Annotated in this window: 21 protein-coding genes and 1 tRNA gene; 7 read left to right on the forward strand and 15 right to left on the reverse strand. The window is 64.8% G+C overall.

The annotated features are described in order from the left end of the window. Nucleotides 1–65: 65 nt before the first annotated feature. The 8 genes from RPC_RS21995 to RPC_RS22030 all read right to left on the reverse strand — a co-directional run bounded on the left by RPC_RS21995 (nt 66) and on the right by RPC_RS22030 (nt 8614). Nucleotides 66–284, reverse strand: coding sequence for an alkylphosphonate utilization protein (locus RPC_RS21995; protein WP_011474797.1), 219 nt, complete (start codon nt 282–284; stop codon nt 66–68). 156 nt (nt 285–440) lie between these two features. Next, complete coding sequence (locus RPC_RS22000; protein ID WP_011474798.1) at nt 441–1133, reverse strand: OmpW/AlkL family protein; 693 nt, start codon at nt 1131–1133, stop codon at nt 441–443. Nucleotides 1134–1380: 247 nt separating this feature from the next. Further along, complete coding sequence (locus RPC_RS22005; RefSeq protein ID WP_011474799.1) at nt 1381–1644, reverse strand: hypothetical protein; 264 nt, start codon at nt 1642–1644, stop codon at nt 1381–1383. Nucleotides 1645–1755: 111 nt separating this feature from the next. Continuing rightward, nucleotides 1756–3666: a propionyl-CoA synthetase gene (locus tag RPC_RS22010; protein WP_011474800.1), complete on the reverse strand. Its 1911-nt coding sequence runs from the start codon at nt 3664–3666 to the stop codon at nt 1756–1758. 130 nt (nt 3667–3796) lie between these two features. Further along, nucleotides 3797–4558 (reverse strand): hypothetical protein, encoded by a 762-nt coding sequence (locus RPC_RS22015; RefSeq protein WP_011474801.1) that lies wholly within the window; start codon nt 4556–4558, stop codon nt 3797–3799. Between the two features lie 286 nt (nt 4559–4844). Continuing rightward, on the reverse strand, nt 4845–5219 hold the full coding sequence (locus RPC_RS22020) for a DUF1850 domain-containing protein (protein ID WP_011474802.1): 375 nt from the start codon (nt 5217–5219) through the stop codon (nt 4845–4847). Next, nucleotides 5216–7333 (reverse strand): TRAP transporter permease, encoded by a 2118-nt coding sequence (locus RPC_RS22025; protein WP_011474803.1) that lies wholly within the window; start codon nt 7331–7333, stop codon nt 5216–5218. Before RPC_RS22025 ends, RPC_RS22020 begins: the two co-directional genes overlap by 4 nt. 333 nt (nt 7334–7666) lie before the next feature. Continuing rightward, nucleotides 7667–8614 (reverse strand): TAXI family TRAP transporter solute-binding subunit, encoded by a 948-nt coding sequence (locus RPC_RS22030; protein ID WP_011474804.1) that lies wholly within the window; start codon nt 8612–8614, stop codon nt 7667–7669. Between the two features lie 151 nt (nt 8615–8765). Between RPC_RS22030 and RPC_RS22035 the strand changes: the two genes are divergently transcribed. Next, nucleotides 8766–10025 (forward strand): MFS transporter, encoded by a 1260-nt coding sequence (locus tag RPC_RS22035; RefSeq protein WP_011474805.1) that lies wholly within the window; start codon nt 8766–8768, stop codon nt 10023–10025. 380 nt (nt 10026–10405) lie between these two features. Then, complete coding sequence (locus RPC_RS22040; protein ID WP_011474806.1) at nt 10406–11617, forward strand: EAL domain-containing response regulator; 1212 nt, start codon at nt 10406–10408, stop codon at nt 11615–11617. Between the two features lie 37 nt (nt 11618–11654). On the opposite strand, the gene RPC_RS22045 is transcribed toward RPC_RS22040, so the two are convergent. Beyond that, the gene (locus tag RPC_RS22045) at nt 11655–12128 is read right to left on the reverse strand and encodes a hypothetical protein (RefSeq protein ID WP_041803190.1); all 474 of its coding nucleotides are present in this window, start codon (nt 12126–12128) and stop codon (nt 11655–11657) included. A 241-nt stretch (nt 12129–12369) separates the two neighbouring features. Between RPC_RS22045 and RPC_RS22050 the strand changes: the two genes are divergently transcribed. Beyond that, entirely contained in the window at nt 12370–12687 is a 318-nt protein-coding gene (locus tag RPC_RS22050) for a hypothetical protein (protein WP_011474808.1), read from the forward strand. Nucleotides 12688–12916: 229 nt separating this feature from the next. On the opposite strand, the gene RPC_RS22055 is transcribed toward RPC_RS22050, so the two are convergent. The 4 genes from RPC_RS22055 to RPC_RS22070 all read right to left on the reverse strand — a co-directional run bounded on the left by RPC_RS22055 (nt 12917) and on the right by RPC_RS22070 (nt 19819). After that, nucleotides 12917–14107: a hypothetical protein gene (locus RPC_RS22055; RefSeq protein ID WP_011474809.1), complete on the reverse strand. Its 1191-nt coding sequence runs from the start codon at nt 14105–14107 to the stop codon at nt 12917–12919. A gap of 98 nt (nt 14108–14205) precedes the next feature. Continuing rightward, a complete protein-coding gene (locus RPC_RS22060) occupies nt 14206–15906 on the reverse strand; it encodes a methyl-accepting chemotaxis protein (protein WP_011474810.1) in 1701 nt (566 codons plus the stop codon). Between the two features lie 503 nt (nt 15907–16409). Beyond that, nucleotides 16410–18110 (reverse strand): methyl-accepting chemotaxis protein, encoded by a 1701-nt coding sequence (locus RPC_RS22065; RefSeq protein ID WP_011474811.1) that lies wholly within the window; start codon nt 18108–18110, stop codon nt 16410–16412. 482 nt (nt 18111–18592) lie between these two features. Next, complete coding sequence (locus RPC_RS22070) at nt 18593–19819, reverse strand: sensor histidine kinase (protein WP_011474812.1); 1227 nt, start codon at nt 19817–19819, stop codon at nt 18593–18595. A 235-nt stretch (nt 19820–20054) separates the two neighbouring features. On the opposite strand from RPC_RS22070, the gene RPC_RS22075 reads away from it, so the two are divergent. From RPC_RS22075 to RPC_RS26385, 4 genes are all read left to right on the forward strand, one after another. After that, nucleotides 20055–20249 carry a hypothetical protein gene (locus RPC_RS22075; protein ID WP_041802202.1) on the forward strand — a complete coding sequence of 65 codons (195 nt, stop codon included), beginning with the start codon at nt 20055–20057 and terminating at the stop codon, nt 20247–20249. A 249-nt stretch (nt 20250–20498) separates the two neighbouring features. Beyond that, complete coding sequence (locus tag RPC_RS22080) at nt 20499–21209, forward strand: Crp/Fnr family transcriptional regulator (RefSeq protein ID WP_011474813.1); 711 nt, start codon at nt 20499–20501, stop codon at nt 21207–21209. 86 nt (nt 21210–21295) lie between these two features. Further along, on the forward strand, nt 21296–21973 hold the full coding sequence (locus tag RPC_RS22085; RefSeq protein WP_011474814.1) for a Crp/Fnr family transcriptional regulator: 678 nt from the start codon (nt 21296–21298) through the stop codon (nt 21971–21973). 601 nt (nt 21974–22574) lie between these two features. Continuing rightward, nucleotides 22575–22805 carry a hypothetical protein gene (locus tag RPC_RS26385; protein WP_157043273.1) on the forward strand — a complete coding sequence of 77 codons (231 nt, stop codon included), beginning with the start codon at nt 22575–22577 and terminating at the stop codon, nt 22803–22805. 15 nt (nt 22806–22820) lie between these two features. Here the strand turns inward: RPC_RS26385 and RPC_RS22095 are convergent, their stop codons facing one another. Both RPC_RS22095 and RPC_RS22100 read right to left on the reverse strand, forming a co-directional pair. Then, the gene (locus RPC_RS22095) at nt 22821–23726 is read right to left on the reverse strand and encodes a DMT family transporter (RefSeq protein ID WP_011474816.1); all 906 of its coding nucleotides are present in this window, start codon (nt 23724–23726) and stop codon (nt 22821–22823) included. Between the two features lie 268 nt (nt 23727–23994). Then, a tRNA-Phe gene (locus RPC_RS22100) sits at nt 23995–24070 on the reverse strand. Between the last annotated feature and the right edge of the window lie 49 nt (nt 24071–24119).

The raw sequence follows: 24119 nt of genomic DNA on the forward strand, positions 1-24119 counted from the left end.
CCAAGCTTAGCGCGTTAAAGGGCCGGCTCAACCGGATCCCGTGGCCGTCAGGTCGCCCCCTGCCCTCACGCCTTCTTCAGAAACTCGGTGCGCAGCACCAGCCCTTTGACCTTGTCGGTGCGGCCTTCGATTTCGGCCGGGTCTTCGGTGAGGTGGATGTTCTTGATCACGGTGCCGCGTTTCAGCACGGTGGAGGAGCCCTTCAGCTTCAAATCCTTGATCAGCGTGACGGTGTCGCCCTCGGCGAGCAGCGCGCCGTTGGAATCCCTGACCTTGATGTCCATGTGGTGTCCTCGTGGCGCCGCGCGCATTGGATGAATGGCCGGCACCAAAGCCGAACTGGCGGGCGAAGGCAATGTGGCGCTGCTCCGCCAACAGACCGCTACACAACAAAAGCGGGGCGGATCGCTCCGCCCCGCCCCGCGCGCAATTATGAAAAATCAGAACTTGTAGGTGATGCCGGTGCCAATCAGCCACGGATCGAGGTTGACCTTGCCGGAGACCGGCACACCGCCGGCCAGCGTGCCGTTCCAATCCGGGCGCAGCCACAGCTTCTTGACGTCGACGTTGAAGCCCCAATGATTGTTGATCATGTAGTCGAAGCCGACCTGCACCACCGGCGCCGCGGTGTCCTTGAGGTGGCTGTCGGTCACGGTGCCGCCCGCCGCCGACTGGCTGAAGAAGAACGTGTAGTTCACGCCGGCGCCGACATAGGGCTTGAACGCGCCGAAATCGGTGAAGTGATATTGCAGCGTCAGCGTCGGCGGCAGCAGCCAGGACTTGCCGACGTCGACGCCGGCCAGCGAGCCCGCGCCGGTGACGTGGTTCTTGGTGACGCCGAGGATCAATTCCGCCGCGATGTTGCGGGTGAAGAAATACGAGATGTCGAGCTCAGGCACCACGACGTCGGAGGTGGCGAGGTCGGAGCCGGCGATGCCGTTGACGGTGCCGGAATCGCGGGTCACGACGCCGAGCGCGCGCAGCCGGATCATCCAGGGATTCCACGCCTCGACCACGGGCGCCTTGTAGAACGGCTTGCCCGCCGGCATGTCGGCGGCCTCGGCGGTCGCCGATACCCCATTCAGCGCCGTCGCCAACATCAGCGCCGACATCGCAACCAATAGCTTCCTCATTACCTGCCCCTGTTAGGATTACCCCGCGGGCGCGAGCGCGCCCGCTGGCGGGAACCAGCGCAGGAAGAGCTTTTCTAAGTTTGATCTAAATCAAATCGACGGTGTTTTGGTGTGTGCGTGGCGGCATTGTCACAGCTACGCGCGCAACGGTTCGCGGCGCGAATAAGCACCGGTACCATGTGCGGGTAGTATAGACGAAAGGCGCAGACATAGCGCGTCGCTTACTCGGCCTGAGGCCGCGCCGCGCTCAGGGTCGGTCGGGGTGATCCATCATGAACTCGCCGAGATTGCGCTGGGCGCGGTTGGCGCGGGTGATGGCGTTGCTACGCTGGACGTCGCGGTTCTTGCGGCAGTTGACATAGTCGGTGGAGCCCACCGCGACATTGTTGGCGCGGCAGAACTCGTCGTCGTCGCCCATGTTGGCGGCGGCGGGCACGTCGTGGCGGGTGGCGCAGGCGGACAGCGTCAGCGCCGCCAGCAGCAGCGCGATCGGGCGGGTCGGGATGGTCATGCGCTCTCCTGGACGGGCATTTCGCCCGCCCAGTTGCCCCGCGATCGCGGCAATTGCAAGTCTTGCGCTGGCAAGTCGGCCGTGACGGCCCGCCTGCCCCGGTGCCCCGGCTCAGCCGTGGCTCTTGAACGCGTCGCTGATCTCGTCGAGCGCCTTCGGGTCCTCGATGGTCGCCGGCATCGCCCATTCCTCGCCATCGGCGATCTTCTTGATCGTGCCGCGAAGAATCTTGCCGGAGCGGGTTTTCGGCAGCCGGCCGACCGTAATGGCGAGCTTGAACGCCGCGACCGGCCCGAGCTTGTCGCGCACCAGCTTGACCACTTCCTGCTCGATGGTGACGGCGTCGCGGGTGACGCCGGCCTTCAACACCAGGAAGCCGCACGGCACCTCGCCCTTGATGGGGTCGTTGATGCCGAGCACCGCGCATTCGGCGACGTCGGGATGGGAGGCGAGAATTTCCTCCATGCCGCCGGTGGAGAGCCGGTGGCCGGCGACGTTGATGATGTCGTCGGTGCGGCCCATCACGAAGACGTAGCCGTCCTCGTCCATGTAGCCGGCGTCCGAGGTCTTGTAGTAGCCGGGGTAATCGATGAAGTAGCTTTCCCGGCAGCGCTCGTCCTGCTGCCACAGCGTCGGCAGGTTGCCGGGCGGCAGCGGCAGCTTGATCACGATCGAGCCCATGGTGCCGAGCGGCACCGGATGGCTTGCCTCGTCGACCACCTTGATATCGTAGCCCGGCATCGGCACGGTCGGCGAGCCGTGCTTGACCGGCAACAGCCCGAGCCCAACCGGATTGCCGGCGATGCACCAACCGGTTTCGGTCTGCCACCAGTGATCGATCACCGGCACGTGCAGCATCTCTTCGGCCCATTCCACCGTCGGCGGATCGGCGCGCTCGCCGGCCAGGAACAGGGTGCGCAGCTTCGACAGATCGTATTTGCCGAAGAAGGTGCCGTCCGGGTCTTCCTTGCGGATGGCGCGGAACGCGGTCGGCGCGGTGAACAGCGCCACCGCGCCGTAGTCCGCAATGACCCGCCAGAACGCGCCGGCATCCGGGGTGCCGACCGGCTTGCCCTCATACATGATCGAGGTCGCGCCGTGAATCAGCGGGCCGTAGATGATGTAGCTGTGGCCGACCACCCAGCCGATGTCGGAGGCGCACCACCAGACTTCGCCGGGCTTGACGCCGTAGAGATTTTCCATGGTCCATTTCAGCGCGACGAGGTGGCCGCCATTGTCGCGCACCACGCCCTTCGGCTTGCCGGTGGTGCCGGAGGTGTAGAGGATATACAGCGGGTCGGTGGCCTCGACCGCCACGCAATCGGCCTTCTTGCCGGCGGCGAGTGCAGCGGCGCGCAAGCTGGCCCAGTCGTGATCGCGGCCGGGGGTGAGTTCGCAGGTCTGCTGCGGCCGCTCCAGGATGATGCAGGCCTGCGGAGGTGCTGCCGACAGCGCGATGGCGTCGTCGAGCAACGGCTTGTACTTGACGATGCGGCCGGGCTCGATGCCGCAACTCGCCGACAGGATCAGCTTCGGCTTGGCGTCGTCGATCCTCGTGGCGAGTTCCTTCGACGCGAAGCCGCCGAACACCACCGAATGCACCGCGCCGATCCGGGCGCAGGCCAGCATCGCCACCATCGCCTCCGGCACCATCGGCATATAGAGGATGACGCGGTCGCCCTTGGCGACGCCGAAATCCTGCATCACCGCGGCGAGCGTCGCGACTTCCTCGAGTAATTGCGCGTAAGTCAGTTTGGTGACGGTGCCGGTCAAGGGCGAATCGTGGATCAGCGCCAGCTGATCGGCGCGGCCGCGTTCGACGTGGCGGTCGAGTGCGTTGTAGCAGGTGTTGACCTGGGCGCCGGCAAACCAGCGGCCATACAGCCCGAGCGAGGCGTCGAACACCTTGTCGGCGGGCTTGATCCAGTCGATCTCACGCGCCGCCTCGCCCCAGAAACCTTCCGGGTCGGCGAGCGATCGGGCGTGGACCTCGCGATAGCGGCTGTTTTCATGGATATTCATGGCGCGTTCTCCCCTCGTATTGGCGGTTTGCCGCCATCTCCAGCTTTTAGCCGGCGTTAGCAACCCCGCCTTTGTTCCTAATCAACGACGTCGGCCGCTTGGAACGGGGGTTTTGCGTCGATCAGCCGGGCTAATCGGCCTTGCCGCCGCGCAATTGCCGCAGCCGGGCCTTCATCGCGGCGCGCAGCTCATCGGTGGAGCGGCCGAACGCCGCATTGCGTTCGGCGAGGTAGGCGTCCTGCGCCCGCAGCAAGGCGCGGCGGGATACCGTTCCTGCAGCGGCGTGGCGTAGTTTCGCCTGATGCGCAGCGTCGATCTCGCGATCGAGATCGGCCAATTCCGGATCGGCGCAGATCGCCTTCTGCACTGGCCGCTTGGCCTGCTTGCAATCGAAACTCGGCTTGTTCTTGACCGCGAGCTGGGCGCCGAGCCGCTCCAATTCCAGCGCCAGCGATTTGTAGTTGGCGCGCGCAGCCTGGTGCTGAGGGTCGCGTTTCACCGCGGCGGCGAAATCCGCCAGCGCGCCGGGGCGGTTGCCCTGCCGGCGCCGCAACTCGCCGCGGGCATTGAAGCCGTCGGGCTTTGTGGCATCGAGCATCAACGCGGTGTCATAGTCGCCGAGCGCACGATCGAATTGCTGTTTGCGATCGAACGCGGCGGCGCGCGCCAGCAGCGCCTTGACGCGCTCCGGCTTGCCGGTCTTCTCCTGATCGATCAGCGGGGTGCACACCGCGATGACGTTGTCGGCGTCGCCGTCGGTCGCGGCATTCACGCAGGGCGCGGGATCGATCAAAGGATCGTCGTCCGGCTCGCTGACGGTGGCAAAGCTTGGCGCGGCGAGGCCGAACAGCGCGGCAAGACTGAGCCCCGCGATGATCAAAAACCGGCGCATCGATGAAGTCCTATCGGGTGGCAACGAGGTCATTGTGAATCGGCCTAGCTCCGGCGGCCGACCCGTGTCGATGAGATCGACGGGACGCGTGCCCCGGACGCAGCGCACTATGCCGCGCTTGCGGCGTGGTGCGCTGCAGAGCCGGGGCCGTTACGGAGGCTGCCTTCGTAACGGTCCCGGTTCGACGGAGCCGCGCGAAGGGCGCTGCTCCGCGCCCGGGACACGGCGCCTTATCGACGCTCCATGCCGGTGACCTAGCGCGATTCGTCGCCCGCGAGAAACCCGGCTACGGCTCGCAGGCACTCAACGTCGTGACATGGACGCCGACGTCGTGGCCGAGAATCTCCGACAGCGTGGCGCAGCGCCCGCTTTCGCACAGCCGCCACTCGCCGGCGGCCGCCGAATTGCCGAGCGCCAATTCAGGCTGCGGCGGGTTGTGCGGATGCCATCGAAACCAGCCGTCGATCAATCGCGCGTCGGGGGGCGGCTCCATGCCGGCGCCAAACCCCTTGATGCGGGCCTCGACCAGTTGCAGCCCCTGCGCGGTGACGCGCCAGTCTTCCTGCCACGCGGTCTTCTCGATCGAATGCGTCCAGGCCAACGTGAACGCCGCAATCTGCAACGTCTTCAGCGCGCCCGCCGAGACCAGGCACAGGCTCACGCGTGAGCGACCTCGGGCCGCGGCGGCCGCTGCCGCCATTGCCACGCCACGATGGCGAGCCCGAGCGGAAAGCCCACCCAGTCGCTGTAGGGAAATTCGCCGAGCAGACACAGCCCGCCCGCCAGCGCGACGATCCGCTCGATCGCGCTCATCCGGGTGAACAGGAAGCCGATCGCCGCCATCCCGAACAGCCCGATCGCCACCAGCGCCTTGATTGATGCATAGACCACCGCGCCGGTGAACCCGATCTTCGCCGCCATCGGATCGCCGTCCTGCAGCATCAAGGCCGGCGAATACACCGCGATGAACGGAATGACGTAGCCGGCGAGCGCGATCCGCATCGCCTCCCAGCCGATCTTGTCGGGATTTTCCCGGGCGATCGGCGCCGCCGCCAAAGCGGCGAGTGCCACCGGCGGCGACAGGTCCGCCATGATGCCGTAGTAGAACGCGAACATGTGGCTGACGATCAACGGCACGCCGAGATTCGCCAGCGCCGGCGCGGCCAGTGCGGCGGTGATGATGTAGGTCGGAATGGTCGGAATGCCGGTGCCGAGCAGGATCGACAGCAGCATGGTCATCACCAGCGCCAGGAACAGGCTGTGCTCGCCGAGCCCGATCACCCAGCCGCCGAAGATGGTGCCGACCCCGGTCTGCGTCATCATGCCGATGATGGTGCCGACGATGGCGCAGGCCATGCCGACGGTGAGCGCCGACTTGGCGCTGACCGCGAGCGAATCCCGGCAGGCATGCAGCGTCGCCCGGCCGCCTTGGCTGAGGCTGGAGAGCAGCACCAGCGCGCCGACGATGCCGGCGATGGCGAAAATATCGACGCCGTGGCGCGACACCACGCCCGCGATCAGCGCCAGCCCGATCCAGAAGATGACGCGGAGTGCGGTGCTGGAAACGCCCAGCACGATGCTGGCGCCGAGGATCAGCGCCACCGTCAGCGCCAGCCCCATGGTGCCGGCGTAGAGCGGGGTGAAGCCCTCGAACAGCATGAAGATCAGCGCCGCCAGCGGCAATACCAGATACCAGCCACGGACCAGCGCCTTCCAGGCGTTGGGGATCTCGGCCTTCTTCATCCCGACCAGGCCGAATTTTCCGGCTTCCAGATGCACCATCCAGAAGGCGGAGGCGAAATACAACATCGCCGGGATCACCGCCGCCTTGACCACCACGGAATAATCCACCCCCAGCGTCTCGGCCATGATGAAGGCCACCGCGCCCATCACCGGCGGCATGATCTGGCCGCCCATCGAGGCGGTGGCCTCGACCCCGGCGGCAAAGGCGCGGCGATAGCCGAAGCGGATCATCAACGGGATGGTGAACTGGCCGACGGTGACGACGTTGGCGACGCCGGAGCCGGAGATCGTGCCCATCATGCCGGAGGCAAACACCGCGACCTTGGCAGGTCCGCCGCGGGTGCCGCCGAACAATCCCAGCGAGACGTCGGTGAACAATTGGATCATGCCGGCGCGCTCCAGGAACGAGCCGAACAGGATGAACAGGAAGATGTAGGTCGCCGAGACGTAGATCGGCACGCCGAAGAAGCCCTCGGTGCCGAACGACAGATGGGTGATGACCTGGTCGAAGCCGTAGCCGCGATGATTGAGCGGCGCCGGCAGATATTGCCCGAAGAACCAGTACAGCAGGCAGACCCCGCACATCAGCGGCAGCGCCAGCCCCATCAGCCGCCTGGTGCCCTCGAAGATCAGGATCGCCAGCAGCGTGCCGATCACGAGGTCGGTGTTGGTCGGATCGCCGTCGCGCGCGATCAGGTCGGCGTAGAAGATCCACTGGTACAGGCCGCAGAGAAAACCGATGCTACCGACCAGCCAACCCAGCGTGCGACCGAGATTGCTCTTGGCGGTGAAATTGCCGATCAGCCCGAAGGTCAACAGGATCAGGAAGCCGACATGGACGCCGCGCACCACCTGGCTTGGCAAGATATTCCAGGCCGCGATGACGAGTTGGAATGTCGCAAACGCAATGGCGACGCCGTAGGCCAGATGATCCCAGCCGCGCGGCCCAAAACCTTCCGGAAAGCCGTGTTCGAAATTGTCGAACTCGATTCTGCCAGGGATGTGGTCGGCGGTGGTTTCAGGCTGCAGCATGGGTCGTGTTCCTAGCTAGCAAAGGCTCGGTGATGTCTGCCGCCCTGGCGCTAAATCCAAACGCAATTTCCAAGCTGGCGACGTATCTGCAAGATGCGTCCCCTCTCCGCGTCATGGCCGGGCTCGTCCCGACCATCCACGCCCACCAGCGACGCCTTGGCTGTTTCCGTGGATGGCCGGGACGAGCCCGGCCATGACGTATTGAGCGAAGTGCCTGATCGCTTTCGTGGCGTTTTCGGCCGGCGTTCCACACCATAAGGCTCGGCGGCCTCATCCTTCGAGACGCCCGGTCTCGCGCTACGCGCTCCGCCGGGCCCCTCAGGATGAGGGCAATTACTTAATCAATCCCTTTTCCTTGTAGTAGCGGATCGCGCCGGGATGCAGCGGCACCGGGCTGCCGGTGGCGGCGCCTTCGAGCTTGATCTCGCGGCCGGCAGCGTGGGCGTTGGCGAGTTCGGGCAGATTGTCGAAGATCAGCTTGGTCATCTGATACGCGACGTCGTCCGATACCGCCGAACTGGTCACCAGGTAGTTGATCACCGCCGCGGTCGGCACGTCCTTGTCCTGGCCCTTGTAGGTGCCGGACGGAATGGTCGCCGCCACGAACGGCGGGCCGATCTTGTCGACCACCTCCTTGGGCACCGACACCACGGTGATCTCGCTGGAATTGCTCAGATCCTTCAGCGAGGCGACGCCGAGGCCGGCGGACTGCAGCGTCGCGGTGAGCTGGCGGTTCTTCATCAGGTCGACGGATTCGGCGAACGGCAGGTACTCGACCTTGCCGATGTCCTTGTAGTCCATCCCGGCGGCCTTCAGGATCGCGCGGGAGTTCAGCTCGGTGCCGGATTTCGGCGCCCCGACCGACAGGCTCTTGCCCTTCAGATCGGCCAGCGTCTTGATGCCGCTCTCGGCGGTGGCGACGATCTGGATGTAGTTCGGATAGATCGCGCCGATCACCCGCAGCTTGTCGAGCTTGCTCTTGAAGCCGGCCTCCTCGTCGCCTTCCCACGCCGCCTTCAGCGAGTCGCCGAGCGAGAACGCGATCTCGCCGCTGCCGCGCTGCAGCAGCACCAGATTTTCCACCGAGGCCTTGGTGGCCTGCACCTGGGTCTTCACGCCCGGAATCTTGTCGCCGTAGATTTTGCCCATCGCGACGCCGAGCGGGTAGTACACCCCGGAGGTGCCGCCGGTCAGGATATTGATGAATTGTTGGGCGCGGGCCTGCGGCGCCGACAGAACACAGGCGGCCGCAATCGCGACGCCGAGCAACCTGGACTTCATGAGCGATCTTCTCCCTTTAGCTTTGCGGCGAAAGTGGACGGATCGACCGCCGCGGTCAAGGCGTCCGATAGAACAAGCCTGAGCCGGCGCCCGGAACCCGCCGCCGCGGCGGCTGTTGCACCGGGCTACCCATTCCCACCGCGAGGCCGACGTGCCGCAGCATGAAACCACCGCCCGGCGTCCGCTCGACGCATTGAACTTCTTCCTGGCCGACGTCCGCGACGGCCTCGGGCCCTATCTGTCGATCTATCTGCTCACCGAACAGCAATGGGACCAGGCCTCGATCGGCGCGGTGATCGCGGTGGCGGCGGTCGCCGGGATCGTGGCGCAGACTCCGGCCGGCGCGCTGATCGATGCCAGCAAGGCGAAGCGGGCGCTGATCGTGATCGCCGCGATCGCGGTGACGCTGACCTCGGTGGCGCTGCCGTTCATCCAGAGCTTCGCGGCGGTGGCGGCGACCCAGGCGCTGGCCGCCACCGCGGCGGCGATCTTCCCGCCGGCGGTCGCCGCGGTGACGCTGGGGATCGTCGGCCCGCGCGCCTTCGCCAAACGGATCGGCCGCAACGAGGCGTTCAATCACGCCGGCAACGCCGCCGCGGCGACGCTCGCCGGGATCTTCGCCTACGGGTTCGGACCGATCGTGGTGTTCTGGTTGCTGGCGGTGATGGCGCTGGCCAGCATTGCCGCAACGCTGGCGATTCCGCGCGACGCCATCGACGATCACGTCGCGCGCGGCCTCGACGGAATGGCCGAGCCGGGCGCGCCACATCACGACCAGCCGTCCGGCTTCAGCGTGCTGCTGACCTGCAAACCGCTGCTGGTTTTCGCCGGCGCGACGGTGCTGTTCCACTTCGCCAACGCCGCGATGCTGCCGTTGGTCGGGCAGAAGCTAGCGCTGGCCAACAAGGATCTCGGCACCACGCTGCTGTCGGTGTGCATCGTCGCCGCGCAGCTGGTGATGGTGCCGGTGGCGATGCTGGTCGGACACAAGGCCGACGTCTGGGGCCGCAAACCGATCTTCGCCACCGCGCTCGGGGTGCTGGCGCTGCGCGGCGCGCTGTATCCGTTGTCCGACAATGCGTATTGGCTGGTCGGGGTGCAACTACTCGACGGCGTCGGCGCCGGCATCTTCGGCGCGCTGTTTCCGCTGGTGGTCGCCGACCTCACCCGCGGCACCGGGCATTTCAACGTCAGCCAGGGTGCGATCGCCACCGCGGCCGGGCTCGGCGGCGCGCTGAGCAGCGCCGTGGCGGGCGTGATCGTGGTCGCCGCCGGTTATTCCGCGGCGTTCCTGTTTCTCGCCGCGGTCGCGACCGCGGCGCTGGCGCTGTTTCTGATCGCGATGCCGGAGACCGCGACGGCCGCCGCGCCGGATGCAGCCGCCGAACTGTCGCCGCAACCGTTGCGCTGAGTGCGGCCGCAAAGCCGAGATTGCCAGAAACCGCGGCGCCGTCACGACGCGAACACGCCAACGCGGGCAAGCTGCGAGCGGCTCGCGCTGAAAACGTTAAGGTCTTAGCCGCACCGGATCGCCGTTAGTCGCGCGAATGTCGTGGCGCTGTGCCGGATCGCGAGCAGTCCCGGCAAGTCAATCCCGGATAATCCGCCGGCGCCCGGTCATCGTGTATTGAAATGACACGCGATCGGCACCAACCGGCATCGTTATCATTCAAATTTGAATCTCTGTTGCATGCTTAACCCTACCTGCGACTTCATGAGGACATCTCAAAGATTCCATAATTTAATCCGCTGCGGCTAAGTAGAACGAAACCCGACTTTTGGGGGACTTCTATGAAGAGCGTTGACCAGCTTGGGAGAGCGCAACTCGCGACATTCGGACGGCGAAAGGTGGCCCCGCGGGTCTGCATCGCCGACAGCAAGAGGCACCTGCGGACCTTCCTCGCCGACGCGCTCGAAGACCTCGGCTTCATCACCGGAGAATGCGGCAAGGCCGACGAGTTCGCCGCCGCCCTCGATCAGCATCAGCCGGATCTGGTGGTGCTCGGCTCCTCGGTCGAGGGCGTCGAGGCCGGGCGGATGATCGAAATGCTCGCCGAGCGCGGCTTTGCCGGACACGTGCTGGCGATCTGCCCGCGGGAGTCGATCATGACCGCGGCGATTCAGCAGATGGGGCGCGAGCACGGCCTGGCGATGCTGCCGCCGCTGCCGACGCCGTTCAGCGCCGGCACGCTGCATCAGGGCCTGGCGATGCTGCTGCCCGCCGAGCCGGTGCCGAGTCCCGCGGTCGACGTCGCCGAAGCGCTCAAGGCCGGCTGGCTCGAACTCTGGTATCAGCGCAAGATCGACACCCGCAGCTTGATGCCGTGCGGCGCCGAAGCGCTGGTGCGGATGCGGCATCCGACCTGGGGCGTGGTGCCGCCGGCGCATTTCATTCCCGCGGAAGACGATCAGCACTTCCGCACGCTGTCGGAATTCGTCATCAACCGCACCATCGCCGATTGGCACTATCTTCTGGAACGCCACGGCGCGACCGATCTGTCGATCAACCTGCCGATCTCGTTTCTCGCCAACCGCGACGCCGTGCACGACCTGTGCAGCTGGATGCCGACCCATCCGGCGTTCCGCGGCCTGATCGTCGAGGTCGACGCGGCCGAGGTGATCGCCAATGTCGACCTATTGGTCGATACCGCCAAGCGGCTGCGGCTGCGCAACATCGCGATTGCGATCGACCGGCTCGGGGTCGATTGGCCGGCGCTGATGGACCTCGACAGCTTTCCGTTCGTCGAATTGAAGGTCGACCGCGAATTCATCGCCGGCTGCGCCGACGACCGGCTGAAACAGACGGTGTGCCGCCGCATCGTCGAACTCGCCAACGGCTATGGCGCGCGCACCGTGGCCACCGGAATCGAAAACCGCGCCGATTTTCTCACCGCGCACGAGATCGGCTTCGACGCCGTGCAGGGCTATCTGTTCGGCAAGCCGATGGGACTGAAGAAGTTCGCCCGCTCGGCGACGGCGCAGCCGCTGCGGCTGTACGATTGAGCGGCGCGCGATCCGCCTTCGCCGCCATCCTCCCCCGTCAGTCGAACGTCATGTCGACGCATTTGGCGACATCGGATCCGAGCCCGGAGCTGATGATGATGCAACCGCGAACCTTCTGCGCGGTGTTGTCGCTGACCCACACCGCGTAGCCGCCGGTGCCGAAAAACGAGTTGGTGTTCGGCGGCTCGGTCTCGGCGGCGTCGAACGAATAGTTGGAGTCGGTGTCGAACACCCGGGGCTTCTTGACGCAGCCGCCGTCGGTCTGGACGTTGAGGATTTCCTTGCTGTCGCGGGTCATCGACAGGCTCACCGTGCAGCGAAAATATTCCGAACTGCGGACATTGAACAGATACGCGAAAGACCGGCAGGTCGCGGTGCTGAGCTTGCCGGCGCTGAAGCCGCGGCCGCAGGAAATCCGCTGGTTGCTGGCCAGCTTGAACTCGTCGGCCAATGCCGGCGCCGCCTGCGCCAGCGCGCCGAGCAGCAGTGACAGCTTCACGATCTGACCCATGCCAATCATCCTCTCGCCACGGCGCGCGGCCGCCAGCCACTCGGTCATGTTTTGCGCCGGCGAAATCTTGTCCCAAGCCGTAGTCTGCCAGCGCAGCAGATTAGCCCGGTTCCGAGGGATGACAAAATTGCGAGCCTCACGTCGTCGGGTTTGACGAACAAAGCGCGTTCGTGATTTGTTCAAGCAGTATTCGCAGGCTTGAGGCTCTGAGTGCTGGATCGCGCGCAATGGGAGACGGAGGATGAGTTCAGGATATCTCAAGACGTGGCCGGGCATCGCGGCCCTCGGCGTCGTGGCGAGCACGGCGCTGGCGCAGACCGCGGCGCCGGCGCCGGCGCCGACGCCGTGGGTGCTGGCGCCGGACGTCGGCTACGCCTACGAGAGCAACGGCAAGACGTGGTCCTACAAGATGGGCACCAGCAACGCCAAGGATCTCTTGAAGGGCGCCAAGAAGGTGCCGAAGAACACGCTGTTCTTCATCGGCAGCAACGGCCAGCTCTACATGCGCAGCGGGCCGTATCTGGAGGACGACGGCAAATTCAAATTCGGCCCGGGATAGCGCGGGACCTGAATTCATGATCCGTCGCGTGAGCGTCGTTCGCCGGGCGAGACGCCATCGACTATGTGACGTCATTCCGGGGCGCGAGCAACGCAAGCTGCGCGCGAACCCGGAATATCGCAACGAGCTGTCACGCCTACCTCGCGGCAAGATTCCGGGTTCGCTCGCGCTGACGCCCTCGCGCCCCGGAATGACGGCTTAATTGAATGCGACCAACCCGCACGCCGCGTTAGAACGCCGCCGCCAATTCGCGGGCGCCGGGGTTGTTGCTGTTGCTGTCCATCCGGGCGTCGGTGACCGCCAACAGTTTGGCCACGGTGTTGTGGCGAATCGCCACCGGATTGCGCTCATAGCCGCTGCGCTGGAAGAAATTCGCGGTCGGCACCTGTTCGCGCAGCGCCTGCGGCATCGTCACCATGTCGAGCCCGGTGCCATCGCCGGTGAGATTCATCATCTCCAGTTCGGCGGCGCTGAGCGGACGGCTGTGGCCCTTCTGCCGCGCAAACCGCACCGAGGTTAGAAGCTTGTGGACTTGCAGCAGCGGTCCGACGTCGAGATCCAGCACCATGGCGTGGATCGCCCAGCCCTGCGGCTGGTTGCCGAGCTTCTCATGCTCGCTCCATTGGTCCGGCACCGAACGGGCGAACGCCACCATCCGCTTCACCACCGCGATCTTGCGATCCAGTGCCTGGCGCGGCGCCCCGCTCAACCGCGCGGCTTTCTCGATCAGCGCCGCGACGATAGCGTGGCCCTGCTCGGCCATCAGTTCGACGCTGTTGGTGGTGAGCAGCTGATTGTAGCCGATCGCCGTGGAGATCGCCCGCGAACCGGGACGCGACGCGCTCAATCCGGACTGCATGTCGTGGCCGCCATTGCCGCCGGTTTCGAACGCATAGACCCGCACCGCCTGCTCCCGCGTCAACCCGGCGGCGAGCGCGGCGCGGGCATAGGCGCGCTTGAATTCGAGTTCGGCGGCGGGGCGCTGCGGGGCGATCTGATAATGCTGGGCGGCGGCCTGCAGCAGATCGCCGACCAGCGGAATGGCCTTGCGTTCGCGGCCGGGCGCGGGCTTCTCCGCCGGCTGCGGATCCACCGGCCGCTTCGGGCCGTCATAGACCGGCGGTTGCACCAGCACGTAGTCGTCGGGCGTGACCGGCTCGCCGTCGCGGCGCTTGGCGTTGCGGCCGCGCCGCTTCTCCGAGATCGCGCTCCAATAGGCGCTGGCGTCGGCCTCGTACTCCTGCCGGGCCTCGAGATATTGCTGCAGCCGGGCGCGATACTCCGCGATCGCCTGCGGCGAGGCGAGCTGCGCCATCGCGTCGACGGGACGTTTGGCGGCGTCCTCGGCGCGGGCCGGCGCCGCGACCAGCCACAGCACCGCCAGCGCGGAGCCGAGCAGACGAATCGGATCAGGTTTCATCACGGTGTTTTAGCAAGCATGGCGCGCAAGTCAGCCCCGAACCGACGCGACATGACGATTGACGCCTGCGGCGCGATGAAAACCGGTTGCAAACCGCTTTAAGCGGCGCGCACCGTGTCCATGAACTTGCTGACTTCCTGCCTCAGCCGGCTGCTGTCGCGCGACAACGTCTGTGCCGCCGACAACACCTGCGAGGAGGCCGAGCCGGTCTCGGAGGCGCCGCGCTGCACATCGGTGATGTTGGAACTGACCTGCTGGGTGCCCAGCGCCGCCTGCTGCACGTTGCGGGAGATTTCCTGCGTGGCCGCCCCCTGCTCTTCCACCGCGGAGGCAATGGTGGCGGCGATCTCCGACATCTTGCCGATAGTATCGCCGATCTCCTTGATCGCGCCGACCGACTCCTGGGTGGCAGCTTGAATCCCGGCGATTTGCTGACCGATCTCGCCGGTGGCCTTGGCGGTCTGCTCGGCGAGGGCTTTCACCTCGGAGGCCACCACCGCGAAGCCGCGACCGGCCTCGCCGGCGCGCGCGGCTTCGATCGTCGCGTTCAGCGCCAACAGGTTGGTCTGCCCGGCGATGGTGTTGATCAGTTCGACCACGGCGCCGATTCGCGCCGCCGCCTTGGCCAGTTCGCCGACCCGGTCGTTGGTGTTCTGCGCCTGCTGCACCGCCTCGCTGGCGATGCGCGAGGATTCCTGCACCTGGCGGCTGATCTCGTTGACCGACGAGCTCATCTCCTCGGTCGCCGAGGCCACCGACTGCACATTGGTGGAGGCCTCTTCCGAAGCCGCCGCAACCACCGTGGTGAGCTGCTCGGCGCGCTCCGAGGTCGCCGACAAGGTGCCGGCGGAGGCTTCCAACTCGGTCGCCGCCGACGACACGGTCTGGATGATCTCGCCGACCGCGCTTTCGAAATCGGCGGCCAATTTGCTCATCTCGGTCTTGCGCTGGGTGATGGCGGTGCGTTCGGCCGTGGCCTGCTCTTCTTTCATTCGTTCGACCGCAAGGCCGTTGGTCTTGAACACCTCGACGGTGCGGGCCATCTCGCCGATCTCGTCGCGGCGCTCGATGCTGGGTACGCTGGCTTTGAAATCGCCGTGCGCGAACACTTCCATCACGCTTTTGAGCGAGCCGATCGGCTGCGCCAATCCCTTGCTGCCGATCCACATCGCGATAGCGAACGCTAACAGCAGACCGACAATTCCCGCCGCCCACACCGTACGGATCGAGCTGGCGGCGCGCGCCGACATCAAATCGGACGCCTTGCCTGCATCGGCGAGCATGGTATCGACCATCGCGATATGGGCCTTGATGCCGGCCTCGACCACCGGGACACATTCCGTCTTGAGGCGCGTCGCGGCGATCAGATTGTCCTCGGTCGAGGACGTGGTGGAGGCAAATTCAATGACCGGGTCGCACGCAGCGAACGCGGTCTGGAATTGGGCGATCACCGGCTTGATCAGCGTGGCCTGCTCCGGCATGGCTTGCAGCACCGATGCCATGCCCTTCTCGAACGATTGCCGGCTCTCCTTGGCCTGCGCCAGCAACCTGGCGTTACCGGCGCCGGAGGTTTCCGCCAGCAGATGGAACGCGGTCGAGACGTAGTTCTCGGCACGCCTGGCGGCGCGCACCGCCAGCGTCGACGACTTGTCGATCCGGGTCACCATATCGGTGTTGGCATCATCCATCTCTTGCATCTGGCCGGCCGCAAAGCCGACGATCCCGAGCGTCACTATCGCCATCAGGCCGACGATCAGGATGATCTTGTAGATGATCTTGAAATTATTGAGCCAGGACATTCAGTGCTCCAGCGCGATGTCGCGTGATAAGGATCGGCGTGCCGGGCCGGATGCCGATCGCGGTGATACATTGGTAACTAACCCCGCGTCGCTCTACGCAGCGTTAATTTGCGACCAAGTACAATTACTGGACCAATCCGAAACTGGGTGCTTTCGGAAACGATCATGCGCAATCGAAAAGCCAGAGCAGGACGACGACTCCACCACGCGTCTGCTCTGGACAGCAACGCCTCGGCAATAGGTCGCCCAGTCGGCGTCCTGCTCCGGAGCAGGCGAGGGCGGCGGTGGCGGGCCGCGGTGCTCGAGCATTTTCGGTTAGGATTGAATCATCCAATCAAAATGTCGTCGTCATTCCGGATTGCAAGTTCGAACAACGAGCAAGTCCGGAATCCATACTCCCTGCGGTGGTTATGGATTCCGGGTTCACTCGCAGCTGACGCTGCTCGTGCCCCGGAATGACGGCCCGGGACTCTTGAACCGTAGCAATCCTAACCGAAAATGCTTTAAGCGGCGCGCACGGTGTCCATGAACTTGCTGACTTCCTGCCTCAGCCGGCTGCTGTCGCGCGACAACGTCTGTGCCGCCGACAGTACCTGCGAGGAGGCCGAACCGGTCTCGGAGGCGCCGCGCTGCACGTCGGTGATGTTGGAACTGACCTGCTGGGTGCCCAGCGCCGCCTGCTGCACGTTGCGGGAGATTTCCTGGGTGGCGGCGCCCTGCTCTTCCACCGCGGAGGCAATGGTGGCGGCGATCTCCGACATCTTGCCGATAGTGTCGCCGATTTCCCGGATCGCACCGACCGATTCCTGGGTGGCGGCCTGAATGCCGGTGATCTGCTGGCCGATCTCGCCGGTCGCCTTCGCGGTCTGCTCGGCGAGCGCTTTCACCTCGGAGGCGACCACCGCGAAACCGCGACCGGCCTCGCCGGCGCGGGCCGCCTCGATCGTGGCGTTTAACGCCAACAGGTTGGTCTGCCCGGCGATGGTGTTGATCAGTTCGACGACGTCGCCGATCCGCGCCGCCGCCTTGGCCAGTTCGCCGACCCGGTCGTTGGTCTTCTGCGCCTGCTGCACCGCCTCGTTGGCAATGCGCGAGGATTCCTGCACCTGGCGGCTGATCTCGTTGACCGACGAGCTCATCTCCTCGGTGGCCGAAGCCACCGACTGCACATTGGTGGAGGCTTCTTCCGAAGCCGCGGCGACCACCGTGGTGAGTTGCTCGGCGCGCTCGGACGTCGCCGACAAAGTGGTGGCGGAGGCTTCCAACTCGGTCGCCGCCGACGACACGGTCTGAATGATCTCGCCGACCGCGCTTTCGAAATCATGGGCCAGCTTGTTCATCTCGGTCTTGCGCACCGTGATCGCGCTCTGTTCGGCCACGATCTGCTCCTGCTTCAACCGTTCGACTTCGAGGCCGTTGGTCTTGAACACCTCGACGGTGCGGGCCATCTCGCCGATCTCGTCGCGGCGCTCCTTGCTGGGAACGTCGGCGGTGAGATCGTTGCGGGCGAAGGCTTCCATCACGACCTTCAACTGGCCGATCGGTTGCGCCATTCCCTTAATGCCGATCCACATCGCCAGCGCAAAGATCACCAGCAAACCAACCGCACTGGCGGCCAGCACCGTCATCACCGCGGAGTTGGTATCCACGGTCAATTGGTCGGACCCTTTCGCGGCAGCCAGCAGCAGCGCCTCGACCAGCTTGGTCTGCGCCGCGATCGCGGATTCGATCAAGGGGACGCATTCGGCCTGCAGCCGAGCCGCGGCCTTCAGGGCGCCCTCCGGCGAAGTGGTCTTCGACGCAAAATCGATTACCGGGGCGCAAGCACCGAAGGCGCTGTAAAATTTCGCGGCGACCGGCTCGATCAGCGCGGCCCGCTCCGGCAGGCCGCGCTGCACCTGGGCGATCATCGTCTCGTAAGCCTTGCGGCTGTCGCCAAGCGCGCCGAGGTACTTGGTATTGCCGGCGTCGGTGGTTTCCACCGCCAATTGAAACGTCGCGGCGATATAGGCGTTGGCCTGGCTGGAGGCAAGCAGGGTCATCGAGGTGAACTTGCCGACCCGATCCACCAGATCCGTGTAATTTTCATCGACGGCTTTCAAGCGGACGGACGCGAAACTCGCCACGCCGATCGTCAGCATCGCCATCAACGTAACGATCAGCACGATCTTGAATGTAATCTTGAAATTGTTCAGCAGCGACATCTCGCACTCCGACACAAGGACGCTGATCAAGCGCAGGGAGTGCGTAGCTGATCCGAAAAATGCCGGCACCTGGCAAGAGCGATAGGGCTTGCAGGTCACCCATGCGTTAACTTTCCGCCGGGTAGAGTTACGAGTGCGGCACTAGCAGTCTGCTGAAAAACTGCGGCGCAGGGCATCAAACCCGTGAACAAAACGGAATCGAAGAGAGTCTAGAACGAAATCGAACCGCGGCGAAATTGAGTTTTTCAGCGGACTGCTAGAGCATTCTCGGTTAGGATTGATGCGGTTCAAGAGTTCTGGCCGTCATTCCGGGGCGCGAGTAGCGTCAGCCGCGAGCGAGCCCGGAATCCCATAACCATCGCCGGGAGTATGGATTCCGGACTTGCTGGTTCTTCGAACTCGCCCCCCGGAATGACGCCGATTTTGGTTGGATGATTCAATCCTAACCGAAACGTCCTAAGCGCCGCACGCGCAATGCAGCGTCAGCGCTCGATCTGCGCGGCCGCCGGCAGGATCGGCAGGTCGAGCTGAAATCGCGCGCCGCAAGGCTGGTTCGCCCGCGCCTGCAGACGGCCGCGCAGCTGCCGCACCAACCCGTTGATGACCTTGAAGCCCAGACTGCACCGCGGCGCGTCGAAATCGAATCCTGCGGGCAGTCCGACGCCCTGATCGGCGACCTCGACGTAAAGCCGACCGTCGATCCTGCTGGCCGACAGCTCGATCACGCCGCAATGGTCGGGATAGGCGTGCTTGACTGCGTTGGTGACGAGTTCGTTGATCAGCAGCCCGAGCGGAATGGCATGATCGGCCGGCAGCGGGATCGGGTCGGCGCGAAAGCACAATTGGTTTCCGTTCGCCGTGGCCTGCAGCCGTCCGCAGAACTCCTCGATGAAGTCGGCGAGATCGATGAAGCCGATGCGCGAGCCGCGCGCCAGATTGTCGTGGACCTGGGCGATGGTGGCGACCCGCGACGAGGCCTCCTGGAGCGCGGCCCTGACGTCGTCGGAGTGCGCGCTACGTGATTGCACGCGCAGCAGCCCGACCACCGATGCCAGGCTGTTCTTGATACGGTGGCTCATTTCCCGGGTCAGCAGCGCCTGATGCTCGAGCGCTTCGGCCAGCCTGGCGTCGGCTTGCTCGCGTTCGATCGCGATCCCGAGCAGACCGGCGAAAGCGGCAAGAAAATCCGCGTCGGCCTGGTCGAACTGACCGGGATCCGAGCTTTCGACCTCGAGCACGCCGAAATAATCCTTGCCCTCGCCGCCGCGCGCGATCGGCACGTTGATGACGCGAATGATGCCGTGGTCGACCAAGCTTTGCGGGGTGTGAAACCGGAGATCGTCCGGCAAATGATTCGAGATCACCGATTCACCGGTCTGATAGGCGTATCCGGCAGGAGAGCCGACGGCGGTGCCGAGCGACGCGCTGTCGATCTGTTCCGGTGCCCAGCCGACGTCGGCGCGGCAGAGCAGCCGGTTCTGGTCCGGCAGAAATTCCAGCACCTTGGCGAACCGCGCCTGAAGCCCTTCGGCGCAGCATTCGGCGGCGCGCTGCAGGATCTGAGGGACACCGCGGGTTTGCAGCGCAAAACGGCCGAACTCGCCCAACAGGGATTGCTGCCGAAGCCGATATTGCAGTTGGTCACGCACCGCTTCAGATTGCAGAAAGATTGGGAAATCCGCAGTCTTTTCGAAGGGCTGCTCCAGCATGAAGGGCTCCGCCGAATCCACTCGTATCCCGCCGCAAGTGCCTTGCGCCGATGCGAGTTCCGCACTGTCCCGTAATTCTGCCGGGTTTCGCCGATTCGGTCTGAGCAAAACCGGACAAGGGGAAGCGTCTGGCGGCGATTTTCTGCCGGCGATCTTTCCCTGACGTCTGTGGTGTGGACCACCGACACGGCGCTGATTTGCGTGCAATGAATGAGCGGTCCCAAGGAGATACGCGATGTTCGACCGTGACGAAGAGCGCCGACTTGAGCTTGAATGCCTGCGGCTGGCCGCGGATTTTCGGCAGATCGCAAGCGATACTTTGAACCCGGAGCTGAGAATCCAGTGCCTGCGGATGGCGAAGCTATGGTCCGAGCCCGCAACTGACGGCCCGACCGAACGGATCGCGCCGCTCAGCCTGGCGGCTCACTGATGACAAGTCATCAGGGCAGCTCCCCTTCTCCGCCGGTGGTTCTCATCGTGGAAGACGATGCGCATGCTTCATAGCAAGGTGAGCGATTTTAGTCAGACTTCGGCGCGGCGCCGTGCTTGCATTCGCCGAGGTGTCGAACACCCATGCGCGCGGATGTTCGACGACGACAACCCGGAAGGCGACCCCACTTGACGTGAACCACCCCCTCTCGTCGATCACGCCGACCGGCCCAACCAATTGCTGGCGGCGATGGAACCGGCGAGCCGGCGACGGATCGAACCCCATCTGGAGCCGACGCATTTCAAGCTCGGCGACATGGTGTGCGACGCCGGCGGCCTGCTGAAACATGCGTATTTTCCGCAAGGATCGGTGTTGTCGCTGCTCACCGTGCTGGAGAACGGCGACGCGATCGAGACCGCCAATATCGGTCGCGAGGGTGGCTTCGGACTGTTCGCGGCGATGTACAGCCGGGTGTCGTTCAACCGCTGCATCGTGCAGCTGGAAGGCCACACCGCGCGCTGTCCGATCGAGCTGTTGCAATACGAATTCAAGACCAGCGAGCACGTCCGCAATCTGTTCGTGAGCTACTCAGAAACTTTGCTCTCGCAGGTGCAGCAAACGGTGGCCTGCAACGCCATGCATTCGACCGAGCAACGCATGTGCCGCTGGCTGTTGATGATGCATGACCGCGCCGGCGGCGAGGCGTTGCCCTATACCCACGAATTTCTGTCGCACATCCTGGGCGCCAACCGCAAATCGGTGACGCTGGCGGCGCAGGCGATGCAGGCCGCGGGGCTCATCAGCTACCACCGGGGTACCATCCAGGTACTGGACCGGCGGGGGCTCGAGAAGGCGTCCTGCGAGTGCTACGCCATCGTCAAAGAGCGGTTCGACGCCTTTCTGAAGCCGCCGGCCACCGCGGTGCAGGGCCACAGCCGCGGGCGCGCCACGGCCGAGTAGCGCGATTTCGTCGATCATCGCTGGACCTTTCTCTCGACCGACACGTTCTAGTTGTGTACGGTAACGCACCAAGACAAAGGGAAGCTATGTTGGAGCGCGCAGTCAAGGATACGTTCGATTCAAAAGCCTTCCTCGCCGGGGTCGGCGCGGGCAAGGCGATCCTGGAATTTCGCAAGAATCAGACCGTCTATGTCCAGGGCGATGCGGCGAACGCGGTGTTCTACATTCAGAAGGGCCGGATCAAACTCACCGTGCTGTCCGAACAGGGCAAGGAAGCCGTGGTGGCGATCATGGAGCCGGGGCAGTTTTTCGGCGAAGGCTGCCTCAACGGCCATTCGCACCGCATGGCCACCACGGTGGCGATGGAGGAGTCGCTGGTGACGTCGATTACCAAGGAAGCCATGCTGAGGACGCTGCACGATCAGCCGAAATTCTCCGAACTTTTTATGGCCTACCTGCTCACCCGCAACAGCCGGATCGAAGAGGATCTGATCGACCAGCTGTTCAACTCCAGCGAGAAGCGGCTGGCGCGATTGCTGTTGCTGCTGGCGAACTTCGGCAAGGAAGGCAACCCGCAGCCGATCACCCCGCATATCAGCCAGGAGACCCTGGCGGAAATGATCGGCACCACGCGCTCGCGCGTCAGTTTCTTCATGAACAAGTTCCGCAAGCTCGGGCTGATCAGTTACAACGGAAAGATCGAAGTGAACAGTTCGCTGCTCAACGCCGTGTTGCACGACAAGCCGCACATCGAGCGCGAGTAGCACAGCGCCGGCGAATCCCGCCGGGCCGAAACCATGCTGCACTGCCCGCCCAGTCCGACGGCGTCCAATAGTGCACAGCGAATCAGCCCCCGTAGCTTTACGATGCAGCATTGCCAAATCGCTCATTAGCCCGCTGCCGGGGACAGGGAGTGTAGCGCTTCCGCCTTATTCCGGAGGAGACGAGATGCGCCAGTTGTCGCTGCAATTTCCGGCAACCGCCTGCTCCGGTCGCTCGCCCGCCATGCACTGCCGCTACTGCGGCTCCGAACAGCCGATGTCGGCAATCGCGCATTACCCGCTGCTGTATTGCGGCAAAGACGCCGTGCTCTACAGGTGCGTGGTCTGTGGCTCCGAGCGGACCGCCAGCACGCCGCTGCCTCGGCCAAGCATGTCGAAGGGGAACGAGCGGCCGTAGGGCGCGTTGGGGTCGACAGGACGCCGGCAAGGTCCGGAACGCTCAAGGTCCGGACCTCTTCGCAAATTGCCACGCGTCTTATTTGGATAGATTACTGCGGCTGAACTTCCTAGGGTTGCATTCGCGCCGTCGAATCAGCGCATGGCGAAAGAGTTTAGTGCTCCCGCCAAACAGCCAGGATCCCCTATGCCAACCGATCCTCACCGCTCTGCACCGGGCACCCAGGTGTTGCGGGAAGCCCCGCCGATGCCGTGCGCCCGCTGCGGCGGGCGAATGTGCGTCACCCGGATCGCGCCGATGGCCTGCGGCCGCGATCTGCGCAGCTTCGAGTGCTCGAAATGCGGCTATGTCGCGCAATACACCGTCAAATACGGCAGCGCGCTGCCTTGGGTGCTGGTCGGTCGGCAGCGCCACTGACGGCGGACTCTCGTGTTAGTTTTGCAGCAGAGCCGACAGCAGAATGCCGCAGACGATCATCAGCAGGCCCAGCGCCAAATTCCACGAGATCGCTTCGCCGAGCAGAACGGCGCCCGCCGTCGCGCCGATGATCGGAACGAGATAGTTGTTCAGCGACGCGAAGCCCGCCCCCGAAATCGAGATCAGCTTGTAGTAGATCGCGTAGGCGCACCCGGTATTCAGAACACCGAGAGCAACCATCGCGGTGGACGACGCGGCGCCGGCACGGCCAAAGGCAATCAGGGCATCTCCCTGCAGCACGGCGCCAGCCGCCAACAGCAGCGACGAGCACGACAGCGACAGGGCCGCCACGACCATCGGCGGAATCTGCGGCGGGATCGACCGGAAGATGATCGCGCCGAACGCGTAGCCGAGAGCGGCGCCCAGCGCGCAAAGCTTGCCGAGCGCGTCGTCCGATCCGAAACCCGCCGGCGCGGGCGATGGAAAGATGCCGTTCCATCCGAACGCGATCACCACGCCGGCACCCGCGACGACCACGCCGAGCCAGCGCCCCGCCGACCAGCGCTCCTGCAACATCAGCCCCGCGACGACGATCGTTGCGATCGGAGCTGCCCCCATCATCACGGCTGAACTGCTGCTGCTGGTGAGACGGCCGCTGAGGCCGAGCAGAAAGAACGGCACCACCTGCCCGACCACCGAGAGCAACACGATGCGCGGCCAGATGCGCGCCGCGATCCGCAGCCGGCGCACGGACAGCACCGCGACCCCGCCGAGAACCACAGCGGCGACGGCGGCTCTCGACAGCGCGATCGACAGCGCGCCGTAGTCTTGCGCGGCGATCTCGATCAGCACGAAGGACGTGCCCCACAGCAGCGACACCGCGAGCAGAAGCGACAGCCCGAGCCAGGGGGATCCAGTCATGGCGCACTGCAGAATTTCAATTCCGGGTCAGATCTTTGACCAACCCGCACAACCTCGCAATATCGGTTTCGTGGTGATCGGCGGTGAGACACGCGCGGAGAGCCGCTTTGTCGTGCGGAACGGCAGGGAAGAATGCCGCCGCAAGGTAGCTCTCACACTTCGCGGACCGGTCGAGACGGCATTGCTGCGCACCGTTGTTACACAGTCGGGCGCACGCAGCTCACTGTAAGGGCTTAACTTGTTGAAGGGAAAGACATCTTCAAGTGAATGGTGCCCAGGGGCGGGATCGAACCACCGACACTGCGATTTTCAGTCGCATGCTCTACCAACTGAGCTACCTGGGCGTCGTCCGCCGGCGCGAAACCGGGGGAGCGCCGGGTTATAGTCAGGCAG

Source organism: Rhodopseudomonas palustris BisB18, from assembly GCF_000013745.1.
Classification (GTDB): Bacteria; Pseudomonadota; Alphaproteobacteria; order Rhizobiales; family Xanthobacteraceae; genus Rhodopseudomonas_A; species Rhodopseudomonas_A palustris_F.